The sequence below is a fragment of the Microbacterium sp. TNHR37B genome, assembly GCF_001620065.1.
Lineage (GTDB): Bacteria > Actinomycetota > Actinomycetes > Actinomycetales > Microbacteriaceae > Microbacterium.
The window spans coordinates 1,217,432-1,243,497 of sequence record NZ_LQGV01000001.1; the positions used below are offsets into that span (position 1 = coordinate 1,217,432).

The 26,066-nt window shown below is 69.7% G+C and carries 26 protein-coding genes; 6 read left to right on the top strand and 20 right to left on the bottom strand.

Features of this window, described 5'->3' with window-relative positions:
* The first annotated feature begins 31 nt into the window (after positions 1 to 31).
* The 3 genes from AVP41_RS05845 (at position 32) to AVP41_RS05855 (ending at position 2,759) form a co-directional block, all read left to right on the top strand.
* On the top strand, positions 32 to 586 hold the full coding sequence (locus tag AVP41_RS05845) for a VOC family protein (protein ID WP_067162047.1): 555 nt from the start codon (positions 32 to 34) through the stop codon (positions 584 to 586).
* Positions 586 to 1,311, top strand: coding sequence for a GntR family transcriptional regulator (locus tag AVP41_RS05850; protein WP_082829101.1), 726 nt, complete (start codon positions 586 to 588; stop codon positions 1,309 to 1,311). Before AVP41_RS05845 ends, AVP41_RS05850 begins: the two co-directional genes overlap by 1 nt.
* Before the next feature lie 71 nt (positions 1,312 to 1,382).
* Positions 1,383 to 2,759, top strand: a complete 1,377-nt coding sequence (locus AVP41_RS05855) for an NADP-dependent succinic semialdehyde dehydrogenase (protein WP_067162049.1) — start codon at positions 1,383 to 1,385, stop codon at positions 2,757 to 2,759.
* Between the two features lie 56 nt (positions 2,760 to 2,815).
* Here the strand turns inward: AVP41_RS05855 and AVP41_RS05860 are convergent, their stop codons facing one another.
* From AVP41_RS05860 to AVP41_RS05920, 13 genes are all read right to left on the bottom strand, one after another.
* Positions 2,816 to 3,451: a cupin domain-containing protein gene (locus tag AVP41_RS05860; RefSeq protein ID WP_067162051.1), complete on the bottom strand. Its 636-nt coding sequence runs from the start codon at positions 3,449 to 3,451 to the stop codon at positions 2,816 to 2,818.
* On the bottom strand, positions 3,448 to 4,131 hold the full coding sequence (locus tag AVP41_RS05865; protein ID WP_067162053.1) for a cupin domain-containing protein: 684 nt from the start codon (positions 4,129 to 4,131) through the stop codon (positions 3,448 to 3,450). Before AVP41_RS05865 ends, AVP41_RS05860 begins: the two co-directional genes overlap by 4 nt.
* Before the next feature lie 79 nt (positions 4,132 to 4,210).
* Positions 4,211 to 5,524 (bottom strand): M24 family metallopeptidase, encoded by a 1,314-nt coding sequence (locus tag AVP41_RS05870; RefSeq protein WP_231902672.1) that lies wholly within the window; start codon positions 5,522 to 5,524, stop codon positions 4,211 to 4,213.
* Positions 5,521 to 5,994, bottom strand: coding sequence for a RidA family protein (locus AVP41_RS05875; RefSeq protein WP_067162056.1), 474 nt, complete (start codon positions 5,992 to 5,994; stop codon positions 5,521 to 5,523). The genes AVP41_RS05870 and AVP41_RS05875 overlap by 4 nt, the downstream gene beginning before the upstream one ends.
* 25 nt (positions 5,995 to 6,019) lie before the next feature.
* Entirely contained in the window at positions 6,020 to 7,657 is a 1,638-nt protein-coding gene (locus tag AVP41_RS05880; RefSeq protein WP_067162058.1) for an amidohydrolase, read from the bottom strand.
* Positions 7,658 to 7,676: 19 nt separating this feature from the next.
* Positions 7,677 to 8,393 (bottom strand): ABC transporter ATP-binding protein, encoded by a 717-nt coding sequence (locus AVP41_RS05885; RefSeq protein WP_197464254.1) that lies wholly within the window; start codon positions 8,391 to 8,393, stop codon positions 7,677 to 7,679.
* Entirely contained in the window at positions 8,390 to 9,193 is an 804-nt protein-coding gene (locus AVP41_RS05890) for an ABC transporter ATP-binding protein (RefSeq protein ID WP_067162061.1), read from the bottom strand. Before AVP41_RS05890 ends, AVP41_RS05885 begins: the two co-directional genes overlap by 4 nt.
* A complete protein-coding gene (locus tag AVP41_RS05895; RefSeq protein ID WP_067162063.1) occupies positions 9,190 to 10,479 on the bottom strand; it encodes an ABC transporter substrate-binding protein in 1,290 nt (429 codons plus the stop codon). Before AVP41_RS05895 ends, AVP41_RS05890 begins: the two co-directional genes overlap by 4 nt.
* 5 nt (positions 10,480 to 10,484) lie before the next feature.
* On the bottom strand, positions 10,485 to 11,591 hold the full coding sequence (locus AVP41_RS05900; RefSeq protein WP_067162065.1) for a branched-chain amino acid ABC transporter permease: 1,107 nt from the start codon (positions 11,589 to 11,591) through the stop codon (positions 10,485 to 10,487).
* Complete coding sequence (locus tag AVP41_RS05905) at positions 11,591 to 12,457, bottom strand: branched-chain amino acid ABC transporter permease (RefSeq protein ID WP_067162067.1); 867 nt, start codon at positions 12,455 to 12,457, stop codon at positions 11,591 to 11,593. Before AVP41_RS05905 ends, AVP41_RS05900 begins: the two co-directional genes overlap by 1 nt.
* A gap of 241 nt (positions 12,458 to 12,698) precedes the next feature.
* Complete coding sequence (locus tag AVP41_RS05910; RefSeq protein ID WP_067162069.1) at positions 12,699 to 14,081, bottom strand: M24 family metallopeptidase; 1,383 nt, start codon at positions 14,079 to 14,081, stop codon at positions 12,699 to 12,701.
* Positions 14,082 to 14,124: 43 nt separating this feature from the next.
* Entirely contained in the window at positions 14,125 to 14,832 is a 708-nt protein-coding gene (locus AVP41_RS05915; RefSeq protein ID WP_067162072.1) for an SDR family NAD(P)-dependent oxidoreductase, read from the bottom strand.
* Positions 14,829 to 15,752, bottom strand: a complete 924-nt coding sequence (locus AVP41_RS05920; protein ID WP_197464255.1) for a cupin domain-containing protein — start codon at positions 15,750 to 15,752, stop codon at positions 14,829 to 14,831. The genes AVP41_RS05915 and AVP41_RS05920 overlap by 4 nt, the downstream gene beginning before the upstream one ends.
* A 243-nt stretch (positions 15,753 to 15,995) precedes the next feature.
* On the opposite strand from AVP41_RS05920, the gene AVP41_RS05925 reads away from it, so the two are divergent.
* Together AVP41_RS05925 and AVP41_RS05930 are read left to right on the top strand one after the other, a co-directional pair.
* A complete protein-coding gene (locus AVP41_RS05925) occupies positions 15,996 to 17,435 on the top strand; it encodes an amidohydrolase family protein (protein WP_067162846.1) in 1,440 nt (479 codons plus the stop codon).
* Positions 17,432 to 17,821, top strand: a complete 390-nt coding sequence (locus AVP41_RS05930) for a RidA family protein (protein WP_067162076.1) — start codon at positions 17,432 to 17,434, stop codon at positions 17,819 to 17,821. Before AVP41_RS05925 ends, AVP41_RS05930 begins: the two co-directional genes overlap by 4 nt.
* Before the next feature lie 13 nt (positions 17,822 to 17,834).
* Here the strand turns inward: AVP41_RS05930 and rlmB are convergent, their stop codons facing one another.
* From rlmB to AVP41_RS05955, 5 genes are all read right to left on the bottom strand, one after another.
* Positions 17,835 to 18,827, bottom strand: a complete 993-nt coding sequence (rlmB, locus tag AVP41_RS05935; RefSeq protein WP_067162079.1) for a 23S rRNA (guanosine(2251)-2'-O)-methyltransferase RlmB — start codon at positions 18,825 to 18,827, stop codon at positions 17,835 to 17,837.
* On the bottom strand, positions 18,820 to 20,232 hold the full coding sequence (gene cysS, locus AVP41_RS05940; RefSeq protein ID WP_067162082.1) for a cysteine--tRNA ligase: 1,413 nt from the start codon (positions 20,230 to 20,232) through the stop codon (positions 18,820 to 18,822). Before cysS ends, rlmB begins: the two co-directional genes overlap by 8 nt.
* A gap of 83 nt (positions 20,233 to 20,315) precedes the next feature.
* Entirely contained in the window at positions 20,316 to 21,512 is a 1,197-nt protein-coding gene (locus AVP41_RS05945) for a bifunctional 2-C-methyl-D-erythritol 4-phosphate cytidylyltransferase/2-C-methyl-D-erythritol 2,4-cyclodiphosphate synthase (RefSeq protein WP_067162084.1), read from the bottom strand.
* Complete coding sequence (locus AVP41_RS05950; protein WP_067162086.1) at positions 21,509 to 22,807, bottom strand: acyltransferase family protein; 1,299 nt, start codon at positions 22,805 to 22,807, stop codon at positions 21,509 to 21,511. The genes AVP41_RS05945 and AVP41_RS05950 overlap by 4 nt, the downstream gene beginning before the upstream one ends.
* 41 nt (positions 22,808 to 22,848) lie before the next feature.
* Complete coding sequence (locus AVP41_RS05955; RefSeq protein ID WP_067162088.1) at positions 22,849 to 23,331, bottom strand: CarD family transcriptional regulator; 483 nt, start codon at positions 23,329 to 23,331, stop codon at positions 22,849 to 22,851.
* Positions 23,332 to 23,519: 188 nt separating this feature from the next.
* On the opposite strand from AVP41_RS05955, the gene AVP41_RS05960 reads away from it, so the two are divergent.
* Entirely contained in the window at positions 23,520 to 24,023 is a 504-nt protein-coding gene (locus AVP41_RS05960) for a DNA modification methylase (protein ID WP_231902673.1), read from the top strand.
* Between the two features lie 4 nt (positions 24,024 to 24,027).
* Here AVP41_RS05960 and AVP41_RS05965 read toward each other — a convergent pair whose 3' ends face one another.
* Positions 24,028 to 24,711: a response regulator transcription factor gene (locus tag AVP41_RS05965; protein WP_067162090.1), complete on the bottom strand. Its 684-nt coding sequence runs from the start codon at positions 24,709 to 24,711 to the stop codon at positions 24,028 to 24,030.
* Complete coding sequence (locus AVP41_RS05970; protein ID WP_082829038.1) at positions 24,708 to 25,997, bottom strand: sensor histidine kinase; 1,290 nt, start codon at positions 25,995 to 25,997, stop codon at positions 24,708 to 24,710. Before AVP41_RS05970 ends, AVP41_RS05965 begins: the two co-directional genes overlap by 4 nt.
* Positions 25,998 to 26,066: the final 69 nt, after the last annotated feature.

Consider the following 26,066-nt stretch of genomic DNA (forward strand, 5'->3'; position numbering starts at 1 on the left):
CTGCACACCGCCGTGACGAGAGGAGCCACGGATGCCGATTCCGGGTATGCGCGGGACCGATCACGTGGGATTCACCGTCCCCGATCTGGACGAGGCCCAAGAGTTCTTCGTCGACGTCTTGGGCGCCGTCCACGTCTATACGCTCGGCCCCAAGCGCGCCGACGACGACTTCATGGCGGTGAACCTCGGCGTGCACCCCCGCACCGAGATCACCGAGATCCGCTTCCTGCGCCTGGGCAACGGCAGCAACGTGGAGCTGTTCCACTACGCGAGCGCCGACGGCCAGGCCCCCCAGCCGCGCAACAGCGACATCGGCGGCCATCATCTCGCGCTGTACGTCGACGACCTCGACGCCGCCGTCGCCTACCTCCGAGACAGGGGCGTGGAGGTCATGGGCGACCCGGTCACGAGCGCGGGCGCGTCGGCGGGGCAGCGATGGGTGTACTTCCGCAGCCCCTGGGGCATGCAGTTCGAGCTCGTCTCCTTCCCCCACGGCAAGGCGTACGAGAAGGAGGCGACGACGCTCCTGTGGCATCCCGTATCCTCGTGCGACGCGATCCGATCCGATCCGGAGCATGCATCCTGATGACGCCGGACACCGTGACGCGCACCGACGAGAACCCGTCGCAGAGCGCATCGGAGCACGAGTCGGGACGCACCCGCGACGGGGATGCCGGCGCGCGCATCGCCGAGGGGATCCGCACGAAGATCATCGCGGGCCTCTACCCGCCCGGCACCCGCATCCGCCAGGAAGACGTCGCGGCCGAGTTCGGCGCGAGCCGCGTGCCCGTCCGCGAGGCGATCCGGCAACTCGAGTACGAGGGCCTCGTGACGATACGCGCCAACGCGGGCGCGTGGGTCTCCCGCCTGACCCTCGCCGAGTGCGAAGAGGTGTACCAGATGCGGGAGCGCCTCGAGCCGCTGCTCCTGCGCTACGCCGCGCCCCAGCTCGACGAACAGGCTCTCGCGCACCTCGGCGAGCTCGCCCAGCGCATCAGCGCGGCGGGAGCCGACACCGAGCAGTTCCTGCTGCTGGACCGCGAGTTCCACCTGGCCAGCTACGCCCCCGCCCAGACGTCGCAACTGGAAGACCTCGTGCGCAAGCTCTGGAACACCACCGCGCCCTATCGCCGTGCGTATGTCTCCTCGTGGGGAAACGACGCGCGCCGTATCGCGCACGAAGAGCACCACCTCATGGTCGCCGCCCTCAAAGACGGCGACCTCGAAGAGGCGGAGCGGGTGCTGGGCGGTCACATCCGACGCACCCGCCGGCAACTCGCCCGCACCCCCGAGATCTTCGACACCGCCTGAGCACCGCCCGAGCATCGCCCGACCGCCGGCATCGTCGCCGCTGCCGGCGGGCCCGACAGAGAGAGACACCCATGGCCATCGCCTCTATCAACCCCGTCGACGGATCGGTCATCGCGCAGTTCGACGCGCACGACGACAACGAGATCGAGGAGCGCATCGCCGCGGCCGCCGCGGCCTACCGCTCCCTCCGCGACACCGCCTTCGCCACGCGCGCCGGCTGGATGCGTTCGGCGGCCGACCTCCTGGACGCCGATGTCGACCGCGTCGCCGAGCTGATCACCGCCGAGATGGGCAAGCCCCTCGCTCAGGCCCGGGCCGAAGTGCACAAGTCGGCGACGGCGATGCGCTTCTATGCCGACCACGCCGAGGAGTTCCTCTCCGGCGCCGAACTGGACGACCCCTCGGTCGTCGGCGCGTCGGCGGCACGCACGGTGTATCAGCCGATCGGTGTGGTGCTGGCCGTCATGCCGTGGAATTACCCCATCTGGCAGGTGATCCGCTTCGCCGCCCCGGCCCTCATGGCAGGGAACACGGGGCTCCTCAAGCACGCCTCCAACGTTCCGCAGGCCGCGCTCTACCTCGACACCCTGTTCGAGCGGAGCGGTTTCCCGCACGGGTCGTTCCGGTCGCTGCTCATTCCGGCGGCGAAGGTCGAGGGAGTGCTCCGCGACCGGAGGGTGGTGGCGGCGACTCTGACCGGATCCGAACCCGCGGGCCGGTCGGTCGCGGCGATCGCCGGCTCAGAGGTCAAGCACGTCGTGCTCGAGCTCGGCGGCTCCGACCCGTTCATCGTCATGCCGTCGGCCGACCTGGACCGCGCCGTCGCGACGGCCGTGAGCGCCCGCACGAGCAACAACGGGCAGGCCTGCATCAACGCCAAGCGCTTCATCGTGCACCGTGACATCCACGACGCCTTCGTCGAGAAGTTCGCCGCCGCGATGGCGGCCCTCACGGTCGGCGATCCGATGGCCGAGGGAACCGACGTCGGTCCCCTCGCCACCGAGTCGGGGCGGGACGAGGTGGCGGGCCTCGTGGCCGACGCACTGTCCTCGGGCGCCACGGCGGTCGTCGGCGGGGCCGTGCCCGACGGGCCGGGATGGTTCTACCCGCCCACCGTGGTCACCGGGATCACCGACGCCATGCGGCTCTACCGCGAGGAGGCCTTCGGCCCCGTCGCCTCCGTCTACCGTGCCGAGGACGCCGCCGACGCCCTGCGGATCGCCAACGACACGACCTTCGGGCTGAGCTCCGCCGTCTGGACGACCGACGACGAGGAGGAGGCGTTCTTCATCCGCGGGCTCGATGCCGGCGCGGTCTTCGTCAACGGCATGTCCATCTCCTACCCGCACCTGCCCTTCGGCGGGGTGAAGGACTCGGGCGTCGGTCGTGAGCTGTCCGCGGAGGGAATCCGCGAGTTCTGCAACCTCAAGTCGATCTGGAAGGCCTGACCGGCCGCGCGACAGCCTCGGCCCGCTCCGACGGACCCGCGACGGGTCGGAGCGGGTCAGGCGTGCGGGACAGGATCGATCGCGTGACGGTCCCGGACGAACCAGATGGCCCGCACCCGCACGTCCCCGGCGTTCCAGAAGCGGTGCGGCAGCGCGGAATCGAACACGATCGAGTCACCGGGGACCAGCGTCGTGGCTTGCCCGTGAACCTCGACGCTCAGCTCGCCCTCGATGATCACGCCATACTCGCGCCCCTGGTGCACGATGTGCTCGGCCGGCGCCTCGGTGCCGGGCGCGTAGATCACCTCGAGGAACTCGGCATCGGCCTCCCCCACCGCGGTCAGCCGGCTCCACTGCGGACCCGAGCTGAGCTTGATCGTGGGGTGCTCGCCCCCGCGCTGCACGATGCCGGCGGAGACGAGATCGCCGCCGTCCTCCCACGGCTCCGGGACGGCGGCGGGGGGAACCGGGGCGTCCGGGTCGAGGAGCACATGCATCTGCACGCCGAGCTCGGCCGCCACCGCGTAGAGCGCGGGAACACTGAACGATCCGATGCCGCGCTCCACCTGCGAGACGTGGCTGGCCGAGACGCCGATGCGGCGGGCCAGTTCGCGCACGGTGAGACCGGCGGCCGACCTCAACTGGCGGATCCGCTCCCCCACGGTGTTCCACGGCGTCTGGGACTCACTCATCGGGTGCCCCGGTCGTCGTCGGCAGCGCGGCCGTGGAGCCTTCCCATGGCGTCGAGGACGTCGACGGCACTGCGGATGTCCGCCGGCGCCACGGCGGTGTCGGAGCGGGTGGCGCCGAGGATGTACCACACGCCTTCGGCGACCTCGTCGGTGTGATTGACGTAGTAGTGCGGGCGCTGCGCGTCGAAACACAGCGAGTCGCCGGCCCGCAGGACGAACGTGTCGAACTCGAGCTTGAGGGTGAGCTCCCCGCGAACGATGTAGCCGTGCTCCACGCCGACGTGACGCATGTGGGTCTCATCGATCGAGCTCGCCGCGCCCGGCTGATACGTGGCGCGAACGGCGTCCACCCCTTCGTCACCCGTGACAGCGAGGCTCCGCCAGGTGACACCGTTCTGCATGACGATCTCGGGGGCATCCTCGAGGGGCTGCACCGGATGCGGGCGTCCGCGCACGGCGGGCGGAGCCGCTGTCGGCGGATGGTGACCGAGCACGTCGTCGACGGAGAGCCCGAGGCAGCTCACGATCGCGTAGAGGGTGCTGACCGAAGGCTGCACTTTTCCGGTCTCCACCTGCGAGAGCAGGCTCGGCGAGATCGCCGCCTGTGCCGCCGTCGCGCGGAGGCTCAGTCCCTGCGCGGTGCGCGCCGCCCGGATGCGTTCACCCAACTCCGCCGTCATGGCGCTCCCTTCGCGACTCCGACCCTACCGGGTGATGTGCCGTGAGACTGAACAGTCGCGCGACTGTGTCACCGATGCGTCAATAGGGGTTCGCCACGAAGAGCTCCTGCGCCGGGAAGCGGGTGAGCACCTCGATGCCGTAGTCGGTCACCACGACCTCCTCCTCGATCCGCGCCGCCGACGAGCCGTCCGACGCCGGGCAGTAGGTCTCCATCGCGAAGACCATGCCCGCCCGCAGCTCCACCGGGTCTGCCAGCGAGTTGAGCCGGGAGATGATGGGCCGCTCGTGGAGGCCGAGGCCCAGTCCGTGGGCGAACTGGAGTCCGAAGGCGGCGAGCTCGTTCTCGAAACCGAAGTCCTGCGCCTTCGGGAGGACCGCCGCCACCTGGTCGCTGCCGACGCCCGGACGGATCGCGTCGAGCGCGGCGTCCATCCACTCACGGGCCTGCTTGTAGGCGTCGTGCTGGCTGGGTGTCGCCCAGCCCACCCCGAACGTGCGGTAGTAGCAGGTCCGGTAGCCGTTGTAGGAGTGGATCACGTCGAAGAACGCCTGGTCGCCCGGGCGGATGATCCGGTCGGTGAAGTTGTGGGGATGCGGGTTGCAGCGCTCGCCCGAGATCGCGTTGATGGCCTCCACCTGGTCACTGCCGTATTCGTACAGTCGCGCGTTGGCCAGCGCCACGATCTCGTTCTCCCGCACGCCCGGGCGAAGGGCGTCGGCGATGTCCTGGTAGACACCATCGACCATCGCTGCCGCCTGGTTCAGCAGCATGATCTCGTCTTGGTTCTTGATCACGCGGGCGTCGAGCATGCGCTGCTGTGCATCCATGACGCGGATCCCCCGGCGCTGCAGCTCGAACAGGAACGGCGGCTCGACGATGTCGATGCCCACCGGGGCGTCCTGCAGCCCGGCCTCGGTCAGGAGCGACACGATCTCATCGACGGCCGTCTTCATGAGGTCTGCGCCGCCTTCCGGCGCCACCGCGCCCCGGAAGCCGAGGAACCCCGCGCGGTAGTTCTCGTCCGGCACCCAGTCGGAGTAGAGCTTGTGGTGCCGGACTGCCGAGCCGAAGTCCCACAGGATCGGATCGTGATCGCGCATGAGGAGCGCGTAGCGGATCATCTTGTCGCCGAGCGCTCCGCCGATCCAGGTCTGGGTGGTGTACCGGATGTTGTAGAAGTCGAACAGCAGGAAGGCGCCGCACTCACTCGCGGCGAGCGCTTCCTTCGCCCGCCCGAGGCGGTATTCGCGCAGGCGGTCGAAGTCCACGCGGTGCTCGTAGTCCACCCCCATGATCCCCGGCGCGCCGAGGGGGCGCACCCCTGCCGGACGATCGACCGGTCGCTCGAACCGGCGCGTGTTGTGCGCGTGTCCGTGCCCGTGCCCGCTCATGCGTCGTCCTGCGCGGGCGCGGCGGCGACCACGTGGAACTCGAACCGCAGTCGCGGGTCGGTGGCGAGGCGGACCACCTGCACCGTGGTGCTGGTGGGGATGTGGCCGCCGAACCAGGCCGCCTGGTGGGCGTTGACGACGTCCTGATCGGCCTCGACGTCGGTGAAGAACCGGATCATGTTCACGACGTCCTGGCGACCGCACCCGGCCGCGGCGAGGGCGAGGTCGAGGTGGTCGAAGGCGTTCGCGACCTGCCCGGCGGCATCGGCGGGAATGGCGTCGAAGACCTCCGGCACGTGGGGGTGGTCGTGATACACGGGGGCGCCGGTCACGCCGCTGATGAAGACGAGGCGCGACGGGTTCACGACGCGCATCGCCGGAACGAAGGGACTGACGATGGCCGGGTCGTAGCCGTCGTGGTGGATCACGTCGGCCTGCCCGACGCGTCGCGGGGCGGGGATCTGGGTCATCTCGTCTCCAGGTGCTCGGTCGCCCTCACAGGGCGGGGGATCGGTGGGTCACGCGACCGGCGAGGATCGTGAGGTCGCTGACGATGTGTCGGAGTTCGTCGTCGGTGCAGGAGTAGGGGTCGATCGAGGGGACGCAGAGGTCGGCGTCGTACCCGGGGAGGATCCGCCCACGGTGGCCCTGTTCTCCCGTGAACCACGCGGCGTCGCGCGTGTAGGAGGCCAGCGCGGCGTGCCGATCGAGACGGTGAGCGGCGTCGCGCTCGCCTCGACCGTCGAGGGTTCCGCCGGTCACGAGCCACCAGATCGACGCCCACGGCGAGAACCAGTTGGCACGGGTGGCGTCGGTGCCTCCACCGATGACGATGCCGAGCTCGCGCATCACGCCGATCGGGGGCGCCATGCGGGTGGCCTCGGCTCCCCACGTCTCCACGTAGTCGCCGCCCTTGAGCACGAGACGGTTCTGGACGAGGATGCCCGCCCCCAGGCGCGCGAGTCGCTCGAGGTTGCCACGGCTGGCCTCATCGGCGTGGACGATCGACCAGCCTCGCCCCGCGACGAGACCGGTCTCCTCCTCCACGCGCTCCCACGCATCCAGGATCCGGCCGAGGGTCGCATCCAAGACGGCGTGCACGCTCATCCGCCAGCCGCGGAGAGCGCACAGGCGCACGACCGCGACGAGTTCCTCGAAGGCGGCGTCCGGGACCGTGAACGGGTCCAGCCCCTCCATGTCGTGGCATCCGAGGTGCGGGATCTCCCCCACCCCCACCACCCGAAGGAGGTCGTCTCCGGCGTCGGGCTGGACGAGGGTCGTCAGCGCGTCGATGTCGGCGACCTCGCCGCCGCGCGTCCACGCCGAGAGGAAGAGCCGCGCACGGAGGCCGAGCTCGCCCGAGCGCCACACGGCGTAGATCGGGTCGTAATCACGAGGCGTGACCAGAAGCCCGCCACCGTCCACGACGCCGGTCAGGCCGTGACGGGCGAACTCGGCAGCCATCTCCCGCACGCCGCGCTCGGACTCGGCGGCATCGGCGGTGAGGGCCCGGGCGATCGGGCCCGCGAAGGCCCCGACACCGTGCAGACGTCCGGTGAGGCGGCCGTCGTCGTCGCGGTCGAGATGGCCCCGCGCAGGATCCTCGGAGGCGTCGGAGAGCCCGCATGCGGCGAGCCCCGCGGAGTTGAGGACGCCGACGTCGTAGAGCTCCTGCACATACACGGGGTGTCCGGGCGCCGCCTCGTCGAGCTCGTCCCGCGTCGGGATGCGCCCCTCGGCGAACTGCGAGCGATGCCAGCCGCCGACCACCGAGATCCACTCCCCCGCGGGGCGGGAAGCCGCCGCATCACGGACGGAGCGGAGCGCCTCGTCGACCGAGGTCATCCCTTCCCAGTGGAGCGAACGGCTCCAGGAGTTGGCCCCGCGGACGGCGTGGATGTGCGAGTCGTTGAGGCCGGGAAGGACGCGGCGGCCGTCGAGGTCGATCACGTCGGCCGCGAGCGCCGCGTAGGGAGCGAGGTCGTCGTCCGAGCCGACGGCGACGATCCGTCCGCCGGCCATGGCGACGGCTGTCGCCTCCGCAGGACCGGTGCCCGGATCGGCGAAGGTGGTCACGTGTCCCCCGCGCAGGACGAGGTCGACCAGCGGCAGGGCGTGCGGGATGGAGCTCATGGGACGGGTTCCGCTCAGATCAGATGCTCAGGTGTCGTTCGAGGAGCACGTCGTCGGCGCGCAGCTGCTCCGACGTCCCCGACCAGGCGATCGTGCCGGAGTCGTCGATGACGATGACGCGTTCGGCGATGTCGAGCGCCAGATCGACGTTCTGCTCCGCGATGAGGATGGACAGGCCCGAGGCGCGCAGTCCCTCGAGGCGGTCCTGAATGACATCCAGCACGCTGGGAGCGAGGCCTTCGCTGGGTTCGTCCATGATCAGCAGCGACGGGTTGGTCATGAGGGCGCGGCCGATCGCGAGCATCTGCTGCTCGCCACCGGAGAGCGAGCGGGCCATCGACCCCGAGCGCTCGGCGAGCCGCGGGAAGAACTCGAACACGCGCTCCACGGTCCAGGCCTGCCCGTCGGGGGCGGATCGACGACGCGGCACGACCGTCAGGTTCTCGAGAGTGGTCAACGAGCCGAAGACGCGCCGTCCCTGGGGGACGAGGGCGATCCCCGCCCGCGAGATGCGGTGGACGGGCATCTTCGTCAGCTCGGCGCCGTCGTAGGTGATCGATCCGGCCGAAACGGTCGGCGGACGCAGACCACAGATGGCGCGGACGAGCGTCGTCTTGCCCATGCCGTTGCGCCCGAGGAGGGCGACGCTCTCGGCGGCACCGATGGTGAAGTCGACGCCGTGGAGCACTTGCGCCGTCGCATACCCGACGTGGAGCCCCGTCACCTGCAGAGTCACTTCTTGTCCCGCCTTCCGAGGTAGATCTCCTTCACGGTGGGGTGGTCGCGCACCTCGTCGGGTGTGCCCGTGACCACATGCCGACCGTTCTCCATGCACATCACCCGGTCGGTGAGTCCGAGGGCCAGCGACATGTCGTGCTCGATGAGCAGGACCGGGAGGGTCCGCGGCAGCGACTCGATGAGGTCGCGCAGCGTCGTGCGCTCGGCGGCGGACAGACCCGCTGCCGGCTCGTCGAGCAACAGGATGCTCGGCTCCGTCACGAGCGCCATCGCGATCTCCAGCTGCCGCTGCTCGCCGTGGGACAGATCCGCCACGGTGTCATCGCGGCGGCTCGTGAGATCCACCGAGTCCAGCATCTCGATCGCACGCGTGGTCACCTCATCGCGCAGGCCCTGGGTGCGCCAGAAGATCCGCGCCTGTGACGAGCCTCCCCGCGCCGCGACCCGCACGTTGTCGAGCACCGTCATGTCGCGGAAGAGGTTGGAGACCTGGAACGTGCGTCCCACTCCCAGGCGCGCGCGGCGTGCCGTGTCGAGCTTGGTGACGTCGCGCCCGAACAGGTCGATCGTGCCCACCGTGGGCGACACGTCGCCCGCGATCATCTTGAACAGGGTCGTCTTGCCCGCGCCGTTGGGTCCGATGACCCCCATGCGCTCCCCCGGGGCGAGGGAGAGGGAGATCCCGTCCACGGCCTGGACGCCGCCGTAGCGCTTGCCCAGCTCCGTGACCGCGAGCGCGGGGGCGGAGGCCCCGGATCCATGTGGACCCGGGACCCCCGCGATGGCCGATGTCGTCACTCGAGCCCCTGGAAGCTCTGCGAGTACGTCGGCTGAGCCAGAGCCTCTTCGGGCGTGCGGCCCAGCCACTGGTCGACGTCCTCGAAGGTCGCGATCGGCGTGTTGTAGAAGTTGCCGTCGTCGCCGGCGGTCACCTCACGGATGTACACGGGGCCGACGACGTTGTTGTAGTCGTCCCACGAGACGCGGCCGAAGATGCTGTCCTCGAACGTGTACTCCGTGATCGCGCTCACGAGGTCCTTCCCCGTGACCATGCCCTTCTCCTTGAGCACCGAGGCCACCAGGGAAGCGGTCACGTAGCCACCGGCCACGTAGGCACCGGGCACCTTGCCGTCGGAGAACTCCTTGTACGCCTCGATGAACTCGGCCACCGCCTCGCTGTCGCGGCCCTCGGCCCAGTAGCTCACCGACTTGACGCCCACGACCTGGTCACCCATCGCGCGGAGGGTGCCCTGGTCGATCGAGCAGCAGTTCATGAGGAGCTTGGACGGGTCGAGCCCGAGGCCCAGGTAGGCGTTGAGGAAGTTCGGTCCCGGTGCGCCACCGGCGGTGGCGACGTAGACCACGTCCGCACCGGCAGCCTGGATCTGCGACACGTAGGTGGAGAAGTCGGTCGTCGTGTTCGGGAACCAGATCTGCTCCTTCACCTCGCCGCCGTTCTGGGTGAATCCCTGCACGAAGCCCGCGCATGACTCCCATCCGAACGCGTAGTCGGCGCACAGGGTGACGGCCGTCTTGTTGCCGCCTTCCGTGGCCGCCCACTCACCGCCGGGGTAGTTGGCCTGCGATCCGCCCATCGAGCCGGTGCGGACGGTGAGGTCGTTGGCGTTGCGCTGAGTGAGGTCGTCGGAGGCGGCAACCGGGTGCAGGTTGGGGATGCCGACGCTGGAGGTGTACTCCGCCACTGCGAGCGCCGTGTTGGCGATGAGCGGCCCGACGATGAAGTCGACCTTGTCCTGCTCCACGAGCTTGTGGGCCTTGGTCAGCGAGGTCTCGGGGTTCCCGGCGTCGTCCTCCACGATCGTCTCGATCGTGATGCCGTTCACCTCCTTGCCGTTGAGCTCCCAGTACAGGTTCCAGCCGTCGACCATCTCCTGACCGGCGACGGCGAAGTTGCCCGTCGTCGGAGAGATGTAGCCGACCTTGAGGGTGCCACCGTCGCCCCCGCCGGGCTCACTGGCCGCCGGCTCGTTGGCTCCGGGAGGGGCACAGGCGGTGAGGGCGAGAGCGGTGACCGCGGCGATGCCGGCCGCGGCGAGAGCTGATCGACGACCGCGTGTCTTCATTGACGTCATTGCAGGTCCTTTCCTTGGGGTGGGTGAGGTGCCGTGTGATGTGGTGCACGGTGGGTGCCGTCGGGTGTGGAGACACCGTCGGGCGCGCCCCGATCGGGCGGGGGCGCCGAGGACGCTCGTGCACGCAGCCGGCGATAGAGCTTTCTGGTGCTGCCGGCGATGCCCGCGCGGGCGAAGAGGATCACGAGGATGAAGATGAGGCCGAGGATCGTGGGCCAGCGATCGACGTGGCTGGACAGCACGTTCTCGACCAGCACGACGATCGCCGCGCCGATGAGGGGGCCGAGGAGGGTTCCCACCCCGCCGAGGATCACCATGACGATCAGGTGCACCGAACGGTCGACGCCCGCAGAGGACGGGCTGACGAAGTGGGTGTGCCAGACCGCGAGCAGACCCGCGAGACCGGCGACGGTGCCCGACATCATGAACGCGCCGAGCTTGTAGGAGCGGACGCTGTAGCCCAGGCTCCGCATCCGGCTCTCGCTGTCTCGGATGCCGCGCAGGCTCGCTCCGAACGGCGAGTTGCCGATCACCCAGAGCGCGGCGGTCGCCGCCACGAACACGCCCAGGACCACGTAGTAGTAGATCCAGTACGAGTCCATCCACTCGGGACGCGCGATGCCGGAGATCCCGTTCTCTCCCCCGGTGACCGACGAGAGCCGGAAGGCGAGACCATAGATCAGCATGCCGACGGCGAGGGTGACCATGAGGAAGTAGATGCCGCTCGTCCGCATCGACAGAAGGCCGTAGACGAGCGAGACGAGGAGGGTCATCCCCAGCGCGAACAGCACCTGCATCCCCGGGTCGAAGCCCTGCCGCGAGGCCCATCCGGCCCCGTAGGCAGACGCGGCCGCGATGCCCGCGTGACCCAGCGAGACCATTCCGCCGTTGCCGGCGAGGAAGTTGACGCTCGTGGCCAGCGTCGCCGCGATGAGGATGGTCGAGGAGAGCGAGACGAAGAAGCTCGACACCCCCAGGTAGGGCACGGCGAGGGCGGCGACGAGCAGGAGCCCGAGCAGCGCGATGTTGACGAGCTGCCCGCGGTCACGGCGGGGCGCGCCGAGAGTGCGGACCGTGCGGGTTTCGACGATGCGGTTGCTCATCAGGCAGCCTTTCCGAACAGGCCTGTCGGGCGGAAGACGAGGACGAGGGCCATCGGCAGGAAGATCGTGAAGTAGGCCAGCTCCGGGATCCACGCCTTGGCGAACGCGTCGATGAGTCCGATCAGCACGCTTCCGACGGCGGCCCCGGCGACGCTGCCGAGCCCGCCGATGATGATCACGACGAGCGCGTAGAGCAGCACCTCGTTCTGCACGCCCGGGAGGATGCTCTGCATCCCCGCCCCGATCGTGCCGCCGATCGCGGCCAGCGCCGCTCCGACGACGAACATGCCCGTGAACACCCAGCGGATGTTCACTCCCATCGCGGTGATGATCTCCCGGTCATCGACACCGGCCCGGACGACCGCGCCGACCCGGGTGCGGGTCTGGACGAGGGCGAGCGCGACGCCGATGACGACGGCCAGGATGATGACGAAGATCCGGTACCAGGGGTAGGCGAAGTCGCCGATCATCAGCGCGCCGGGGATGCGGACCGAGTTGGGGAGGTTCTGCGGGTCCCCGCCGAAGACGGCGAGGCAGAGGTCGGCGATCACGAACGAGACGCCGATGGTGAGAAGCACCTCGGGCATCTCCTGTCCCCGCACGAAGCGGAGGAGAAGCACCTCGACGACGAACGCCGTGAGACCGACGGCGACCACCGCGGCCACGACCGCGACCAGCAGGTTGCCGGTGAGAGTGGCGATCACGACGCCGATGTAGCCGCCGAGCATGTAGAACGCGCCGTGCGCCATGTTCACGATCCGCATGAGACCGAACACGAGCGTGAGGCCGCTGGCCAGGAGGAAGAGCAGTGCGCCGAAGCTCAGTCCGTTGAGGACTTGCTGCGCGAGGAATACGGGTTCGAACACCGGGTGTCAGACCTTCCACATCGTCGGGGATCCGTCTGGGATGGATTCCAGTGAAGCAATCAGTGAACACTCTGTCAAGTGTCACTGCACATCAGTCAATTCAAAGTGCACAACTCCGCCGCACACAGGCGCCCGCCGGAGCGGGTCCCCTTCTCCGCGTGCGAAAAGCAGGCGCAAACGGGCGCCGCCGGTCGCCATCGGCGACACGGCGGCGCCCCGCCTGCTTTTCGCACGGTGGCGGTCAGACCTCGCCGCGCCCTTCCGGCGTGTTGAGGTGGGACTGGGAGTCGCGGATGCCGGCGAGCGGCCCGTTCACCGTGAAGTAACGCCCACCCCCGGCCACCAGCAGCTCCTCGGCGGGGAACTTGGTGATGACCTCGCAGCCGTCGGCGGTCACCACGACCTCTTCCTCGATACGGGCCGCGCCCCAGCCGTCGGCGGCGGGCCAGTACGTCTCCAGGGCGAAGACCATCCCCTCCTCCAGCACCTCCGGGTGGTCGAGCGAGGTGAGCCGGGAGAAGATCGGCTTCTCCCAGATCGAGAGCCCCACGCCGTGCCCGTACTGCAGGGCGAAGGCAGCCTCTTCGTCGGGGAAGCCGAACTCCTCGGCGGTGGGCCACAGCTCCACGATGTCGGCCGTCGTCGCCCCGGGCTTGACCGCCGCGATCGCCCGGTCCATGTACTCCCGGCACCGCTTGTACGCGTCGCGCTGCGCGGGGCTGGCCGATCCCACGGCGAAGGTGCGGTAATAGCAGGTGCGGTAGCCGTTGTAGGAGTGCAGGATGTCGAAGAACGCGGGATCACCGGGTCTGACGGCGCGATCCGAGTACACGTGCGGGTGGGGCGCGCAGCGCTCCCCCGAGATGGCGTTGACGCCCTCGACGTACTCCGACCCCTGGTCGTACAGGGACTTGGCGACGAGTCCCACGCACTGGTTCTCGCGCACGCCCGGCCGGAGGAACTCGTAGAGCTCGTCGTAGGCCGCGTCGACCATCGAGGCCGCCGTGGTGAGGAGGGTGATCTCGTCCTCCGTCTTGATGCGACGCGCCTCCATGAACACCTGCTGCCCGTCGACCACCTCGATCCCCTCGCGTTGCAGCGCGAAGAGGATGGGAAGCTCGACCACGTCGACGCCCAGGGGCTCGTTCGCGAGCCCGAAGCGCTCCAGCTCCCGCTTGATCTTGCGCGCGACCTCTTCGGCGATCCCCGCATCCGGCGGGAAGGCCCCGCGGAGGGTGGAGATGCCCGCGCGGGCGCCGGATTCCTGCCGCGGCCGCGTGGCCCCGTGGTGCGGAGCGTGCGGGTCGGCGTCGGCTTCCATGTGCGTCTCGTGCAACCACGGGTTCAAGAGCGCGTGGTGCTTCGCCGCCGATCCGAAGTCCCACACGATCGGGTCGGTCTTGCGGGTGACGAGACAGAAGCGGATGAGCTTGTCCATCGCCCAGGTGCCGATGTGCGTGGCGGAGGCGTACCGGATGTTGGAGAAGTCGAAGGCGAGGACCGCACCCAAGGACGATCGCTCGAGCTGCGCATGCAGACGGGCCAGCCGCTCGTCGCGCAGCCTCTCGAAGTTGACGCGCTGCTCCCAGTCGACACCCATCGTGCCGCGTGTCGCGATGCTCATGATCGCCCCTTCCTCTCGTTCTGCCGATCGCGCTGGAGGCGACTCAACTGATGCGCCAGCCGCGGTCGACGTTCAGGCTGTGGGCCGACACCCCGCGGTTGAACAGCAGGAACTTCGTCGCGTCGACGACGTCGAGCATCGTCGCGAGCGCTCCGCCGGGGGTACGGCTCTCGTATCCGCTCAGGACGCCTTCGGGCTTGCCTGCCCAGAACGGCGAGTCGCCGATGATCCCGGGGTGGAGCGAGTTGACCCGGATGGGCGCCAGCTCGTGCGCGAGGGTGTTCATGAGCCCGTCGACGCCACCGTTGATCGTCGACACCGTCGTCGATCCGGGATAGGGGGCGTCCTTCGCCCGACCGCCGAAGAGCACGATGCCGGTGTCGACCGACGGCTCGAGGCGATCGAGGAGCGTGTGGATCGTCTCGGTGTATCCCACGAGCTTCAGGGTGATGAGGCGGCGAGCGCGAGCGATGTCGTACTCGCGCAGCGTGTTGGCGTCGCGTTCGATCGCCGCCATGACGACCCCGTCCAGGGCCCCGACGCCGCGAAGCTGCTCGGCGATGCCTTCCGGCTCCGACACGTCCAGCGCGATGCCGACGGCACGGTCGCCGATGCTCGCCGCCACCTCCTCCGCGGTCTCGCGGCTGCGGCTGGTGAGGACGACGCGGTCGCCGCCGGCCACCAGGTCCTTCGCCAGTTCCAGCCCGATCCCCGAGGATCCTCCGGCTACGAGAATGGTCCGTTCGCTCACATCTCCTCCTCGAGACGTTCTTCCAGGTACTGCCAGTCGCGCACGAAGCGGTATGCGTGTCGTGGGGGCATCTGCGGCGACTGGGTCTCCAGCCACTGCACTTCCTCACCGGTCGCCTCGAACGAGTGGACGCAGCCGACACCGGCCCAGGCGATGTCGCCGGCAGTCAGGAGGAACTCCTCGCCGTCGAACATCGCCCGCACTTCGCCCTCGGTGATGAGGTAGGCCTCTTCCAGCGGGTGGTCGTGGGGTCCGGCCTTGCCGTCGGGGGCGTAGCGCACCATGAACAGCGTCCCGAGGGTCGCGCCGAGGTCGGAGTCGACCATCATCTTCAAGGTGATGCCGCTGTACACGAGCAGGGCGGTGCGCATACTCGCCGAGACCGCCAGCAGCTCCTGCGACTGCCGCCCCGGGTTCATGTGCTCGTCGGTGATGTTGCCGAACGAGCGCGTCCGGGGGTCGCGCGTGTCGACGGCGATGGGCTCGCGCTCCGGGAGCTCGGGAACCCGGTAGGTGTCCGAGCCGTAGCGCTCCCGCGCCGGAGGCGTGAACAGGTCCGACCATGCCGCGCCGTGGTCGCCCGAGGCGCGCCAGGCGTGCGGGACTCCGATCGGGATGACGCCGTAGTCGCCGGCGACCAGCCGCACGGTGGCCTCGGGGGTGACGAGCACCACCTCGCCCTCCAGCACGTGGAAGCTCTCCTCGAAGGAGTGGACGTGCGACGCGGTGCTGCCGCCGGGTGCGAGCCGGGTGATCCCGAAGTCGGTGTGCGCCGCGCCGTCTTCCTCTCCCACTCCGCGCCAGCGGGTCACACCGACCGCCCCCGGGGCGAGGGGCCCCGGATCGACGTACTCGGCCTCCGCTGCGCGGCGGACCACGAACCTCGCCATGCGCTGCCTCCCTGCAGTTGCGTCAGTCACTCGGGCGTCCTCGCACCGGGTGGTGGATCGACACTCCGAGAGTGTTCAGTACCACTGAACTCACTGTAAACCACCGCGCGCGATCCCTGTCAAGCCGAACGGCAATGAGCAAACCTGGGAGACGATCAAGAGCCTCTTCCGATTCGCGTCGCGATGGTCCATGCTGGGGTCACCCAGCGTTTGACCCGACTGTACAAAGCGCTGAACAACCCGACAACGCAGCTGATCGAAGGAGATGAGCTCATGGCCTCGCCCGCTCTTCACGCGGCCACCCCGCGCCCCGGACAACCGGTGCTGTTCACCGGCGGCATCGTCCTGACGATGGATGCCGCCCACACCGTCCTTCCCCGCGGAGACGTGCTCGTCAAGGACGGCGTGATCGCCGAGGTGGGGGAGCACATCGAGGCACCTGCCGACGCGTGCGTCATCGATGCCTCCGGCGGCATCCTCATGCCGGGGATGGTGGACACGCACCGCCACATGTGGCAGACCGCGATGCGCGCCTACGGCGCCGACTGGACGCTCACGCAGTACTTCGTCTGGTACTACCTGCAGCACGGCGCCAAGTTCCGTCCGCAGGATTATGCGGCGGGCAACCTCATCTCCGCTCTCGACGCGATCGAGTCCGGCGTGACGACGAGCGTCGACTGGTCACATGGACTGCGCACCGTCGAGCACGGCGAGGCGGCCTTCGACGCGCTCGTCTCCTCGCCCGGACGCTTCGTCTTCGCCTACGGCAACATCCACCAGTCACCCTGGGAGTGGACCGCCGACCCTGCCGTGCAGCGCCTGCTGATCGCCTCGCGGGACGACTCGCGCATGTTCGGCACGCAGATCGCCTTCGACGTCCCCAATCAGGACGAGCAGTTCCCGGAGCTGGCGGCCTACCGCGTGGCCAAGGAACTCGGCCTGCGGGTGACCACCCACGCCGGCGTGTGGGGAGCGACGAACGACTGGGGCATCCGCAACGCGTATCACGCGGGGGTGATGGAGGAAGGCTTCACCTACGTCCACGCGGCGTCGCTGTCCGACGAGTCGTACCAGATGATCGCCGCCACGGGCGGAAACGTCTCACTGGCGACCGAGTCGGAGGACACCTGCGGCCAGGGCTACCCGCCCATCCATCAGCTGCGCAAGCACGGCATCCCCACCTCGCTCTCGGTCGACACGAGCGTGTGGTTCTCGGCCGACCTGTTCTCGGCGATGCGCGCCACCGTCAACGCCGACCGCGCCCTCGAGCACTTCCACGCGCACCGCCGGGAGCCCGCCGAGACGATCACGCACGTCAAGCTCCGCGCGGAGGACGTCGTGCACATGGCCACCCGCGGTGGCGCCGAGGCCATCGGAGAGATCGACCGCATCGGCTCGCTCGAAGTCGGGAAGCTCGGCGACGTCGTGCTCTTGAAGAACGAGGACTCCCCCACCTGGGCGCCCCTGATCAACCCGTGGGGTCAGGTCGTCTACCAGGCGCAGCGCGGCGACGTGCACACCGTCCTCGTCGGCGGCGAAGTCGTCAAGTGGCAGGGCAAGGTCACGGCGGGAGACCTGCGTGGCGTCCGGGCGAAGCTCGACGAGACGGTCGCATACCTCGAACGCGAGGTCGGCGACGACTGGATCGCCGGTCAGCACCCCGACATCCCGGAGACCGAAGTGCTCACCAACCCCTACCAGTACAAGAAGTGACCGCAGCGAACCCGCGGCTCACGCGGCACCCGGCCCCGATCTACCCGGGGATCTCCGACAGCGTGCGCGTGAGCGCGGGCGACCTGCTGTACGTGTCGGGGGTGGTCGGCCTCGAGGACGACGGCACCGCACCCGACGACTTCGCCCGCGCCGTCGAGCTCGCCTACACCGGTCTGGAGCGTGCGCTCGCGAGAGGGGGCGCCCGGCTGACCGACATCGTGCGGGTCGGCGTCTACATCACGCGACTCGACCAGGAGCGACTGGGCGTCTGGCGCGCCGTGCGCGACCGCTTCCTGCCCGATGAGCTGCCGGCGAGCACCCTCATCGGCGTGCATTCCCTGGTGGGCGGCGCTCAGATCGAAGTGGACGCCGTCGCCGCGCTGTGACCGCCGAGGCGGCTTACGCCGTGGCGGCGCGGAGAGTGGAGACCTGGTAGAGCGCGACGGAGGCCGCGATACCGGCGTTGAGTGACTCGGTCGCCGCGGAGATCGGAATCGAGACGACCTGATCGCACGTCTCGGTCACCAACCGTGACAGCCCCTTGCCCTCCGACCCCACGACGATCACCACGGGACGGTCGGCGAGCTGCAGCGCGGGCAGCATGACGTCGCCGTCACCGTCGAGGCCCAGGACGAAGACGCCCTGCTTCTTGAACTCCTTGAGCGTCGTGGTGAGGTTCGGCGCGACCGCCACGGGGATCCGCGCGGCGGCTCCGGCGCTCGTCTTCCACGCAGCGGAGTTGACGCTCGCCGAGCGTCGCTGCGGGATGATGACGCCCTGCCCGCCGAAGGCGCCCGTCGATCGCAGGATGGCACCGAGGTTGCGCGGGTCGGTGACCCCGTCGAGTGCCACCAGCAACGGCAGCTCGCCCCGGTCGACGATCTCCTCCAGCAGGTCCTGGGGGTGCGAGTACTCGTAGGGCGGCACCTTGAGGGCGACGCCCTGATGGACGCCGTCGAACCCGGCCATCCGGTCGAGCTCGGGACGCGTGACCTCCATGACGGGGATCTCGCGGTGCGTGGCGATGGAGAGCATTTCCTTGACGCGGTCGTCCATCTCCACACGCTGAGCGATGTAGAAGGCGGTCGCGGGGATCTTGGCACGCAGCGCCTCGAGCACGGAGTTGCGCCCGGTCACGAACTCGGTGTCGTCGTCCTTCTTCGCGCGCCCTCCCGATGAGGAGCGTCCCCCCTGGCCGGGCTTACCCTTGCCGCCCGCGGCCACATAGCGCTCCGCCGCCGCCTTGCGCTTGCCGGCGGGGTGCCACGCCCGGTCCTCGGCCTTCGGCGTCGGGCCGCGACCTTCGAGCGAGCGCCGGTTCTTTCCGCCCGACCCCTTGGTCGGACCCTTCTTCTTGCCCCTGCCGGCAGCGGGGTTTCCGGGCTTAGCCATCGTTCAGACTCCAATGGGTCCCCTCGGGACCGTCCTCGAGGGCGATGCCGGCGGCCGCGATCGCATCGCGGATCCGGTCGGCTGTCGCCCAGTCCTTCTCTTCACGGGCGCGGGCGCGCTGGGTGACCATCGTCTGCACGAGCGCGTCGAGTGCCTGCGTGGCCCCGCCCTCCGCGGCCTGCCACTGCGGATCCTCGGGGTTCACCCCGAGCAGTCCCGTCATCCGGCCGACCTGCACGGCGGCGACGGCCGCGGCGGTGTCGTCGCCCGCGTCCAACGCGCTGTTCCCGGCCCGAACGGTCTCGTGCACTACGGCGAGCGCCTGCGGCACGCCCAGGTCGTCGTCCAGCGCCGCCGCGAACGCCTCGGGGAGGTCGGCGGCGACGAGCTTCGCGTCGGCGCCCCGCACCCGCGCGACGCGCTGCTGGAACGAGCGGATGCGATCCACCGCAGCGGCCGCATCCTCGAAGGATGACGCGGTGATGTCCAGGCTCGACCGGTAGTGCGCGGCCGCGAGCGCATAGCGCACGACCAGCGGATCGTGAACGCGCAGCACGTCGTCGGCGAGGAGGAAGTTGCCGAGCGACTTCGACATCTTCTGATCGCCGACCGTGACGAGCCCGTTGTGCACCCAGTACCTGGCGAAGCCGTCTCCGGCGGCGCGGGACTGGGCGAGCTCGTTCTCGTGATGGGGGAAACGCAGATCGAGTCCGCCGCCGTGGATGTCGAACTCGGCGCCGAGGTACCGACGGCTCATCGCCGAGCACTCGATGTGCCAGCCGGGGCGGCCCCGCCCCCACGGCGACGACCAGGCGGCATCGCCGGGCTCACCGTCCTTGACACCCTTCCACAGCGCGAAGTCGCGCGGATCGCGCTTGCCCCGCGGGTCGGCGTCGGTGGCGGACTCCATCGCGTCGATCGACTGGCGGGTCAGCTCTCCGTACGCCGGCCACGATCGCACGTCGAAGTAGACATCGCCGGGCGCCGTCTCGCCGGCGGCATAGGCGTGGCCCGCCTCGATCAGCCGCTCGATGAGCTCGATCATCTGCGGGATGGATCCCGTGGCGCGCGGTTCGTAGGTCGGCGGGCGGATGCCCACCGCGGCATACGCCCGGGAGAACTCCTGCTCCATGCGGTAGGCCAGCGCCCACCACGGCTCGCGCTCGGTGGCGTTGGCCAGCACCTTGTCATCGATGTCGGTGACGTTGCGGACGAAGGTGACGGCCCCGAAACGGTACTCGAGCCAGCGGCGGAGGAGGTCGAAGCTCAGCGCCGCGCGCACGTGCCCGATGTGCGGGCCGGACTGGACCGTCGGTCCGCAGACGTACATCGTGACGCGTGCGGGGTCGACCGGCGCGAAGTCACGCAGAGCGCGCGCCTGTGTGTCATAGAGCCGGACCGTCACTGCACCAGCCTACCGGCGCCCGCCCCGGAGAACGGTGCGGGTTGAGGGACCGCGTCCCGAGCCGCATCGCGGACGTGTGGAGCTCAGACGGGATGGACGAGCGCGACGGCGAAGGCGGCGACGCCCTCTCCGGTGCCGGTGAATCCGAGGCCGTCGGTCGTGGTGGCCGACACACTCACGGGTGCCCCCAGCGCGGCGGTCAGCACGCGCTCGGCCTCCGCCCGGCGGGTGGCGAACCGCGGACGCCGCGCCTGCACCTGCACCGACACGTTTCCGATCCGGAAGCCGGCGCTCTCGACGAGGTGCCGCGTGCGGGCGAGGAAGGCCGCGGCGTGCGCACCGGCGTACTGAGGCTGATCGATGCCGAAGTGCTCGCCGATGTCACCGAGGCCGGCCGCCGCCAGCACGGCGTCGACGATCGCGTGGGCGACCGCATCGCCGTCGGAGTGACCGTGGAGCGCCTGCTCGCCCGGCCATTCCACGCCGGCCAGCCACAGTGTGCCCTCGCCGCCGAAGGCGTGCACGTCGGTTCCGATGCCCACCCGGGGTAGCGCTGCCGCCTCTTCCGCGCCCTCGGCCCGCGCGTGGCCGAGGAGCGACCGAGCGCGGTCGAGGTCGGCGGGGGTCGTGATCTTGAACGAACGCTCGTCGCCCGCGACGGTCGTGACGGGGTGACCGGCCGCCTGGACCGCCGCCGCATCGTCGGTGTGGTCCTCGGTCGCTTCGGCCAGTGCCGCGAGAAGGACAGCGCGCCGAAAACCCTGCGGCGTCTGCGCCGAAGCGAGGACGGAACGGTCCACGGCCTCGACGACGTCCTGGCCGTCGACGCGCTTGAGGGTGTCGACGACGGGAAGGACGGGAAGGACCGCGTCGCGACCGTCCTCGAGCGCAGCCACCACCCGGGCGAACACGTCGGGCGGCGTGAGCGCCCGCGCCGCATCGTGGACGAGCACGAACTCGACGTCGGGCCAGACGGCGGCCAGCCCCGCGGAGACGGACTGCTGTCGCGTGGAACCTCCCGCGACGATCCTGATCAGATCGCGCCGCGCCCCCGCGAGGGCGTCGACCTCGGTGCGCGCATCGCCGATCCGGTCGGCGGGAACGACGACGACGATCTGTGCGAGCGGTCCCGCCAGCACGCCGCTCAGGGCGTGGTGCAGGATGCTGTGTTCGTCGATTCCGACGAAGGCTTTCGGGCCTCCGGCAGCCAACCGTGTTCCCGAGCCCGCCGCCACCAGGATGATCGACGTGCGGGGCCGGGGAAGCACGGAGTCCGTCATGACTCCGAGACTACCGAGCGCGGCGCTGGCGACGGCTCGTGCGTGCCGCGCCCACGGCGACGCAGCAGCACGACGGCGACCGTCAGCAGGATCGTGCCCGCGACGGCCGAGCCGAGGTCGAGGAACCACTGCATGACGACGAACGGCGGGATGAAGGCGCAGACCCACGCGGCGGCGACGACGGTCGCCGCCGGCGACGGGCCGATGTCGCCGATGGCCTCCCACCGCACGATCAGGAGCGAAAGGGCCAGGACGGAGGCGAGCACGACGACGAACATGAGGGGCCTCGACCACCACCACGCGGGCGAGGACGGTGCCGGGGCCGCCCCCGGGATCAGGAGGGTGACGCCGGAGACGATGAGGATGACGGGAAGGTGCCACAGGTAGACCGTCATCAGCCGCGTCCCCATCACGAAGATGAACGCGCGTACCGGCCGCCATTCCATGAGCCGCGCGAGGGCGGGCCGGGCCAGCCGCAGCAGGCACGCCTGAGCGAGCCCCAGGACGACCAACGGGAGGGTCGGCGGGTTGAGGTTGCCGAGCATGGACGCGGAGTACGGCCCCCACGTCGTCAGCGGCCACAACAGGGCGTAGCACGCTGCGGCGATCGCGAGGAGAGTGACGGGATGCCGACGGTCGAACCATCCATCGCGGTACCAGAAGCCCATCTGCTGCACGAGGGGCCAGACCAGCAGCAGATTGACGAGCCCGATCTCGGTCACGCCGGTCGAGAACCTCACCGCGTCGACGACGATCACGCCGATCGCCAGGAAGAGCACGGTTCGCCGCGGCGCCCGGTCGTGCAGGCCCACCATCACCGGCACCAGCGCTTGACAGAGCAGATAGGCGGCGAGGAACCACAGCGGCGACCCGGCGCCCACGGCGGCCGCCGCGACGACGTCGGGTGCCAGATTCGCCAGCGCCGCGACGGTCAGGACGATCGCGAAGAACACGAAGACCGGGAGCGCGGGCTGGGCGAGGCGCAGCGTCCGGCTGCGGACGAATCCTGCGGCGTCTCCCCCGCGCGCACGCCATGAGGACCATCCGGCCGCCGAGGCGAATCCCCCCACCACGAAGAAGAGCGGCATGATCTGACCGACCCACGTCGCGGCGTTGAACCAGGACTCCTGTTCGGCGGGACGCGACGTGACGAGCGACCCGTCGGGCGCGACCCCGATCCCCACTTGCAGCAAGTGGACGATGATCACGAACAGCACGCACACGACACGTGCGAGATCGAGGGTGAGGTCGCGACGTCGGAGGTCGGGAACCGACCCGGGCGCAGAAGGGCTCATCGCCCCATCATGGTGCGCGAGGGCCCTCGAGCGAGGGATTGTCAGCTCGCGAGAACCTCGTCGAGGACGGCCGAGGCCTTGTCCTCGTCGGTCTTCAACGCCAGGGCGATCTCGGAGACGAGGATCTGACGCGCCTTGGCCAGCATGCGCTTCTCACCGGCCGACAGACCGCGGTCCTGGTCGCGGCGCCACAGGTCGCGCACGACCTCGCTCACCTTGATGACATCGCCGGAGGCCAGCTTCTCGAGGTTCGCCTTGTACCGGCGCGACCAGTTGGTGGGCTCCTCCGTGAAGGGAGCGCGCAGCACGTCGTACACACGCTCCAGACCGTCTTGCCCGATCACGTCGCGAACGCCGACCAAGTCGACGTTGTCCGCCGGGACCTCGATGACGAGGTCTCCCTGCGTGACGTTGAGCTTCAGGTACTTCTTGGTCTCGCCCTTGATGATCCGGTCTTTGACCTCAATGATCGTCGCGGCGCCGTGGTGCGGATAGACGACCGTCTCGCCAACCTCAAAAAGCATGCAGTTATGTCCTTTCGGCAACCTCAAGGATACCACAGCGCGGATAGGGTAAGGTTCGCCACCTGGCCCCTCCTCCCTCCTCTCGCGCGCGTGTGAGGGCCGATGGGATCCGCCCTGCTCGGACACTAGACTGGTGGCGAAATCCCGCCCGGTTCCGCAGAAGGAACCGTGATCACGACGGAGGAACCGTGCACACCACCCCCCGCGCTGCGGCGCTGCGCCCGAAGACGTCCCGACTCGTCGCCGCCGTCGCAGTCGGCCTCGCGGTGGCACTGGGCTCGACCGGGTGCAGCATGATCTCGCCGCAGGCCACGACGATCGAGTACTCGGCCTCCGACGGGGTGAACGTCCCCTCCTCCGGTCCGTTGCTGGTGCGCAACGCCCTCATCGTCGCCGACGAGTCCGGATCGGCAGGCAATTTCATCGCGGCGATCATCAACGACACCGACTCCACCGAGACGCTCAACGTGGGTCTGAACGGTCAGCGTGCCACGGTCACCGTGCCGGCCCGCACCACCGTCAGCCTCGGAGTCGATGGCGTGGAGCCCCTCCTCATCCAGGGCCTGGACAGCGCTCCGGGCACCGACGTCTCGGTCGCGTTCCAGTCCGGCAACGGCGAGGGCGTGGAGCTCGCCGTCCCCGTCCTCGACGGCACCCTGCCCCAGTACGCCCCGTTCGTTCCCGAGGGCTGAGCGCTCAGGCCTCGAAGCGGTATCCGAGGCCGCGCACGGTCAGCAGCATCGTCGGTTCGCTGGGGTTCTGCTCGATCCGTGAGCGGATGCGCTTGATGTGCACGTCGAGCGTTTTGGTGTCGCCGAAGTAGTCGCTCCCCCACACGCGATCGATCAGCTGTCCGCGGGTGAGCACGCGACCGGCATTGCGCATGAGCACCTCCAGGAGCTCGAACTCCTTGAGCGGCATGGCGATCTCGGCTCCGTCGACCGAGACGGTGTGACGGTCGATGTCGATGCGCACGCGCCCGCCCTCGACGATCCGCTCGTCCATGTCGAGGTCCGGCCCCTCCGCCCGGCGCAGAACGGCCCGCATGCGCGCCAGGAGCTCACGCGAGGAGTAGGGCTTGGTGACGTAGTCGTCGGCCCCCAGCTCGAGCCCCACGACGATGTCGACCTCGGAGTCCTTGGCGGTGAGCATGATGATGGGGATCTTGGACGTCGTCCTGATGACCCGGCAGACCTCCGTGCCGGGCATGCCCGGCAGCATGAGGTCGAGCAGGACGATGTCCGCACCGCGCGCGGCGAACGCGTCGAGGGCCGTGGGACCGTCCTCGGCGATCTCCACCTCGAACCCCTCACGCCGGAGCAGGTAGGCGAGGGGGTCGGCGAGGTCCGGTTCGTCCTCGACGATCAGCACGCGGGTCATTTCTTGTCTCCCTTCGCCCGCGTGGCACTGCGGGCGGATTCCGTGGTCTGGGACTTGCTGTCCTTCGGGGCGCGGTCCTTCGCGCGTTCCTTCGTCGCGCCGGGCGCCCCCTTGCCGGACGCGCCCTTGGCGGCCTTGTTCCGGCGGCGTTTCTTCGAGGGGATGTCCTGCGGAGCCGCGACCGTCTGCAACCGCACGGTGAACGTAGAACCTCGGCCCGGTCGCGACCACAGTTCGATGTCACCGCCGTGACGCTGGATCGCGTGCTTGACGATCGACAGGCCGAGCCCCGTCCCGCCGGTCCGACGCGAGCGGGCCTGGTCCGCACGGTAGAACCTCTCGAAGACCCGCGCCTGCTCGCCCTCCGGGATGCCGATGCCGCGGTCGGTCACGGCGATCTCCACGACATCGTCGACGAGCTTGACGCCGACCCCCACCGGCGAGCCCGGCGGCGAGTAGGCGATCGCGTTGGCGACGAGATTCGCGAACGCCTCAGTGAGCACCTGGACGTCGCCGCGTACGTACACTCCCCGCGTCCCGCCGCGCACCACCTCGATCCGCGCTGCGTCCGCGGCCACGGCCTGCGACTCGATGGCCGAGGTCAGCACCTCGTCGAGGGCCACGTCGCGGAGCTCGGTGAGATCGTCGGCGGCCTGCAGGCGCGACAGGTTCATGATCCGCGACGTCAACTGGCCCAGACGCCCGGCCTCGGCGGTGAGCCGGCCGGCGAAGTGCCGGACCTGCTCGGGGTCGTCGGCCGCCGACTCGATGGCCTCCGCGAGGAGGGTGACCGCGCCGACGGGGGTCTTCAGCTCGTGGCTCGTGTTGGCCACGAAGTCGCGGCGCATCTCCTCCACCCGTTCGCGCTCGGTGATGTCGCGGATCACCACCAGTGTCAGCCGAGACGTGATGACGCTGGCGCGCGCAGCGACCGAACGCAGCTCCGATCCCCGCTTCAGGCGGAGGGTGTGCGATTCGGGTCGTCCCGTCGCCCGCGCCGACCGGACGAGGTCGCGCAGCTCGTCGCCCGGCAGAGTCTCGTCCTCGGTCATTCCGAACAGCTCGGCGGGCGCGGAGGCGGCCACGACCCGCAGGGAGGAGTCCACCACCACCGCCACATCGTCCATCCCCTGGAGAACGGCCCGGGTCCCGTCGGGCAGATCGGTGGACGCACGGGCTCGCGCGGCATCGCGCAGGCGCAACGAGAAGAGCAGCAGTGCCGCCAGCGCTCCCCCGATGAGGGTTCCCACGGCGAGCGCGATCAGCGCCAGCTGCGTTGAATCCATGCCCCCAGCGTAGAGTCGCAGGGACCGTCGAATGGGACGTCCGCCCGTGCTGGCGGGGGTCGCTCGATG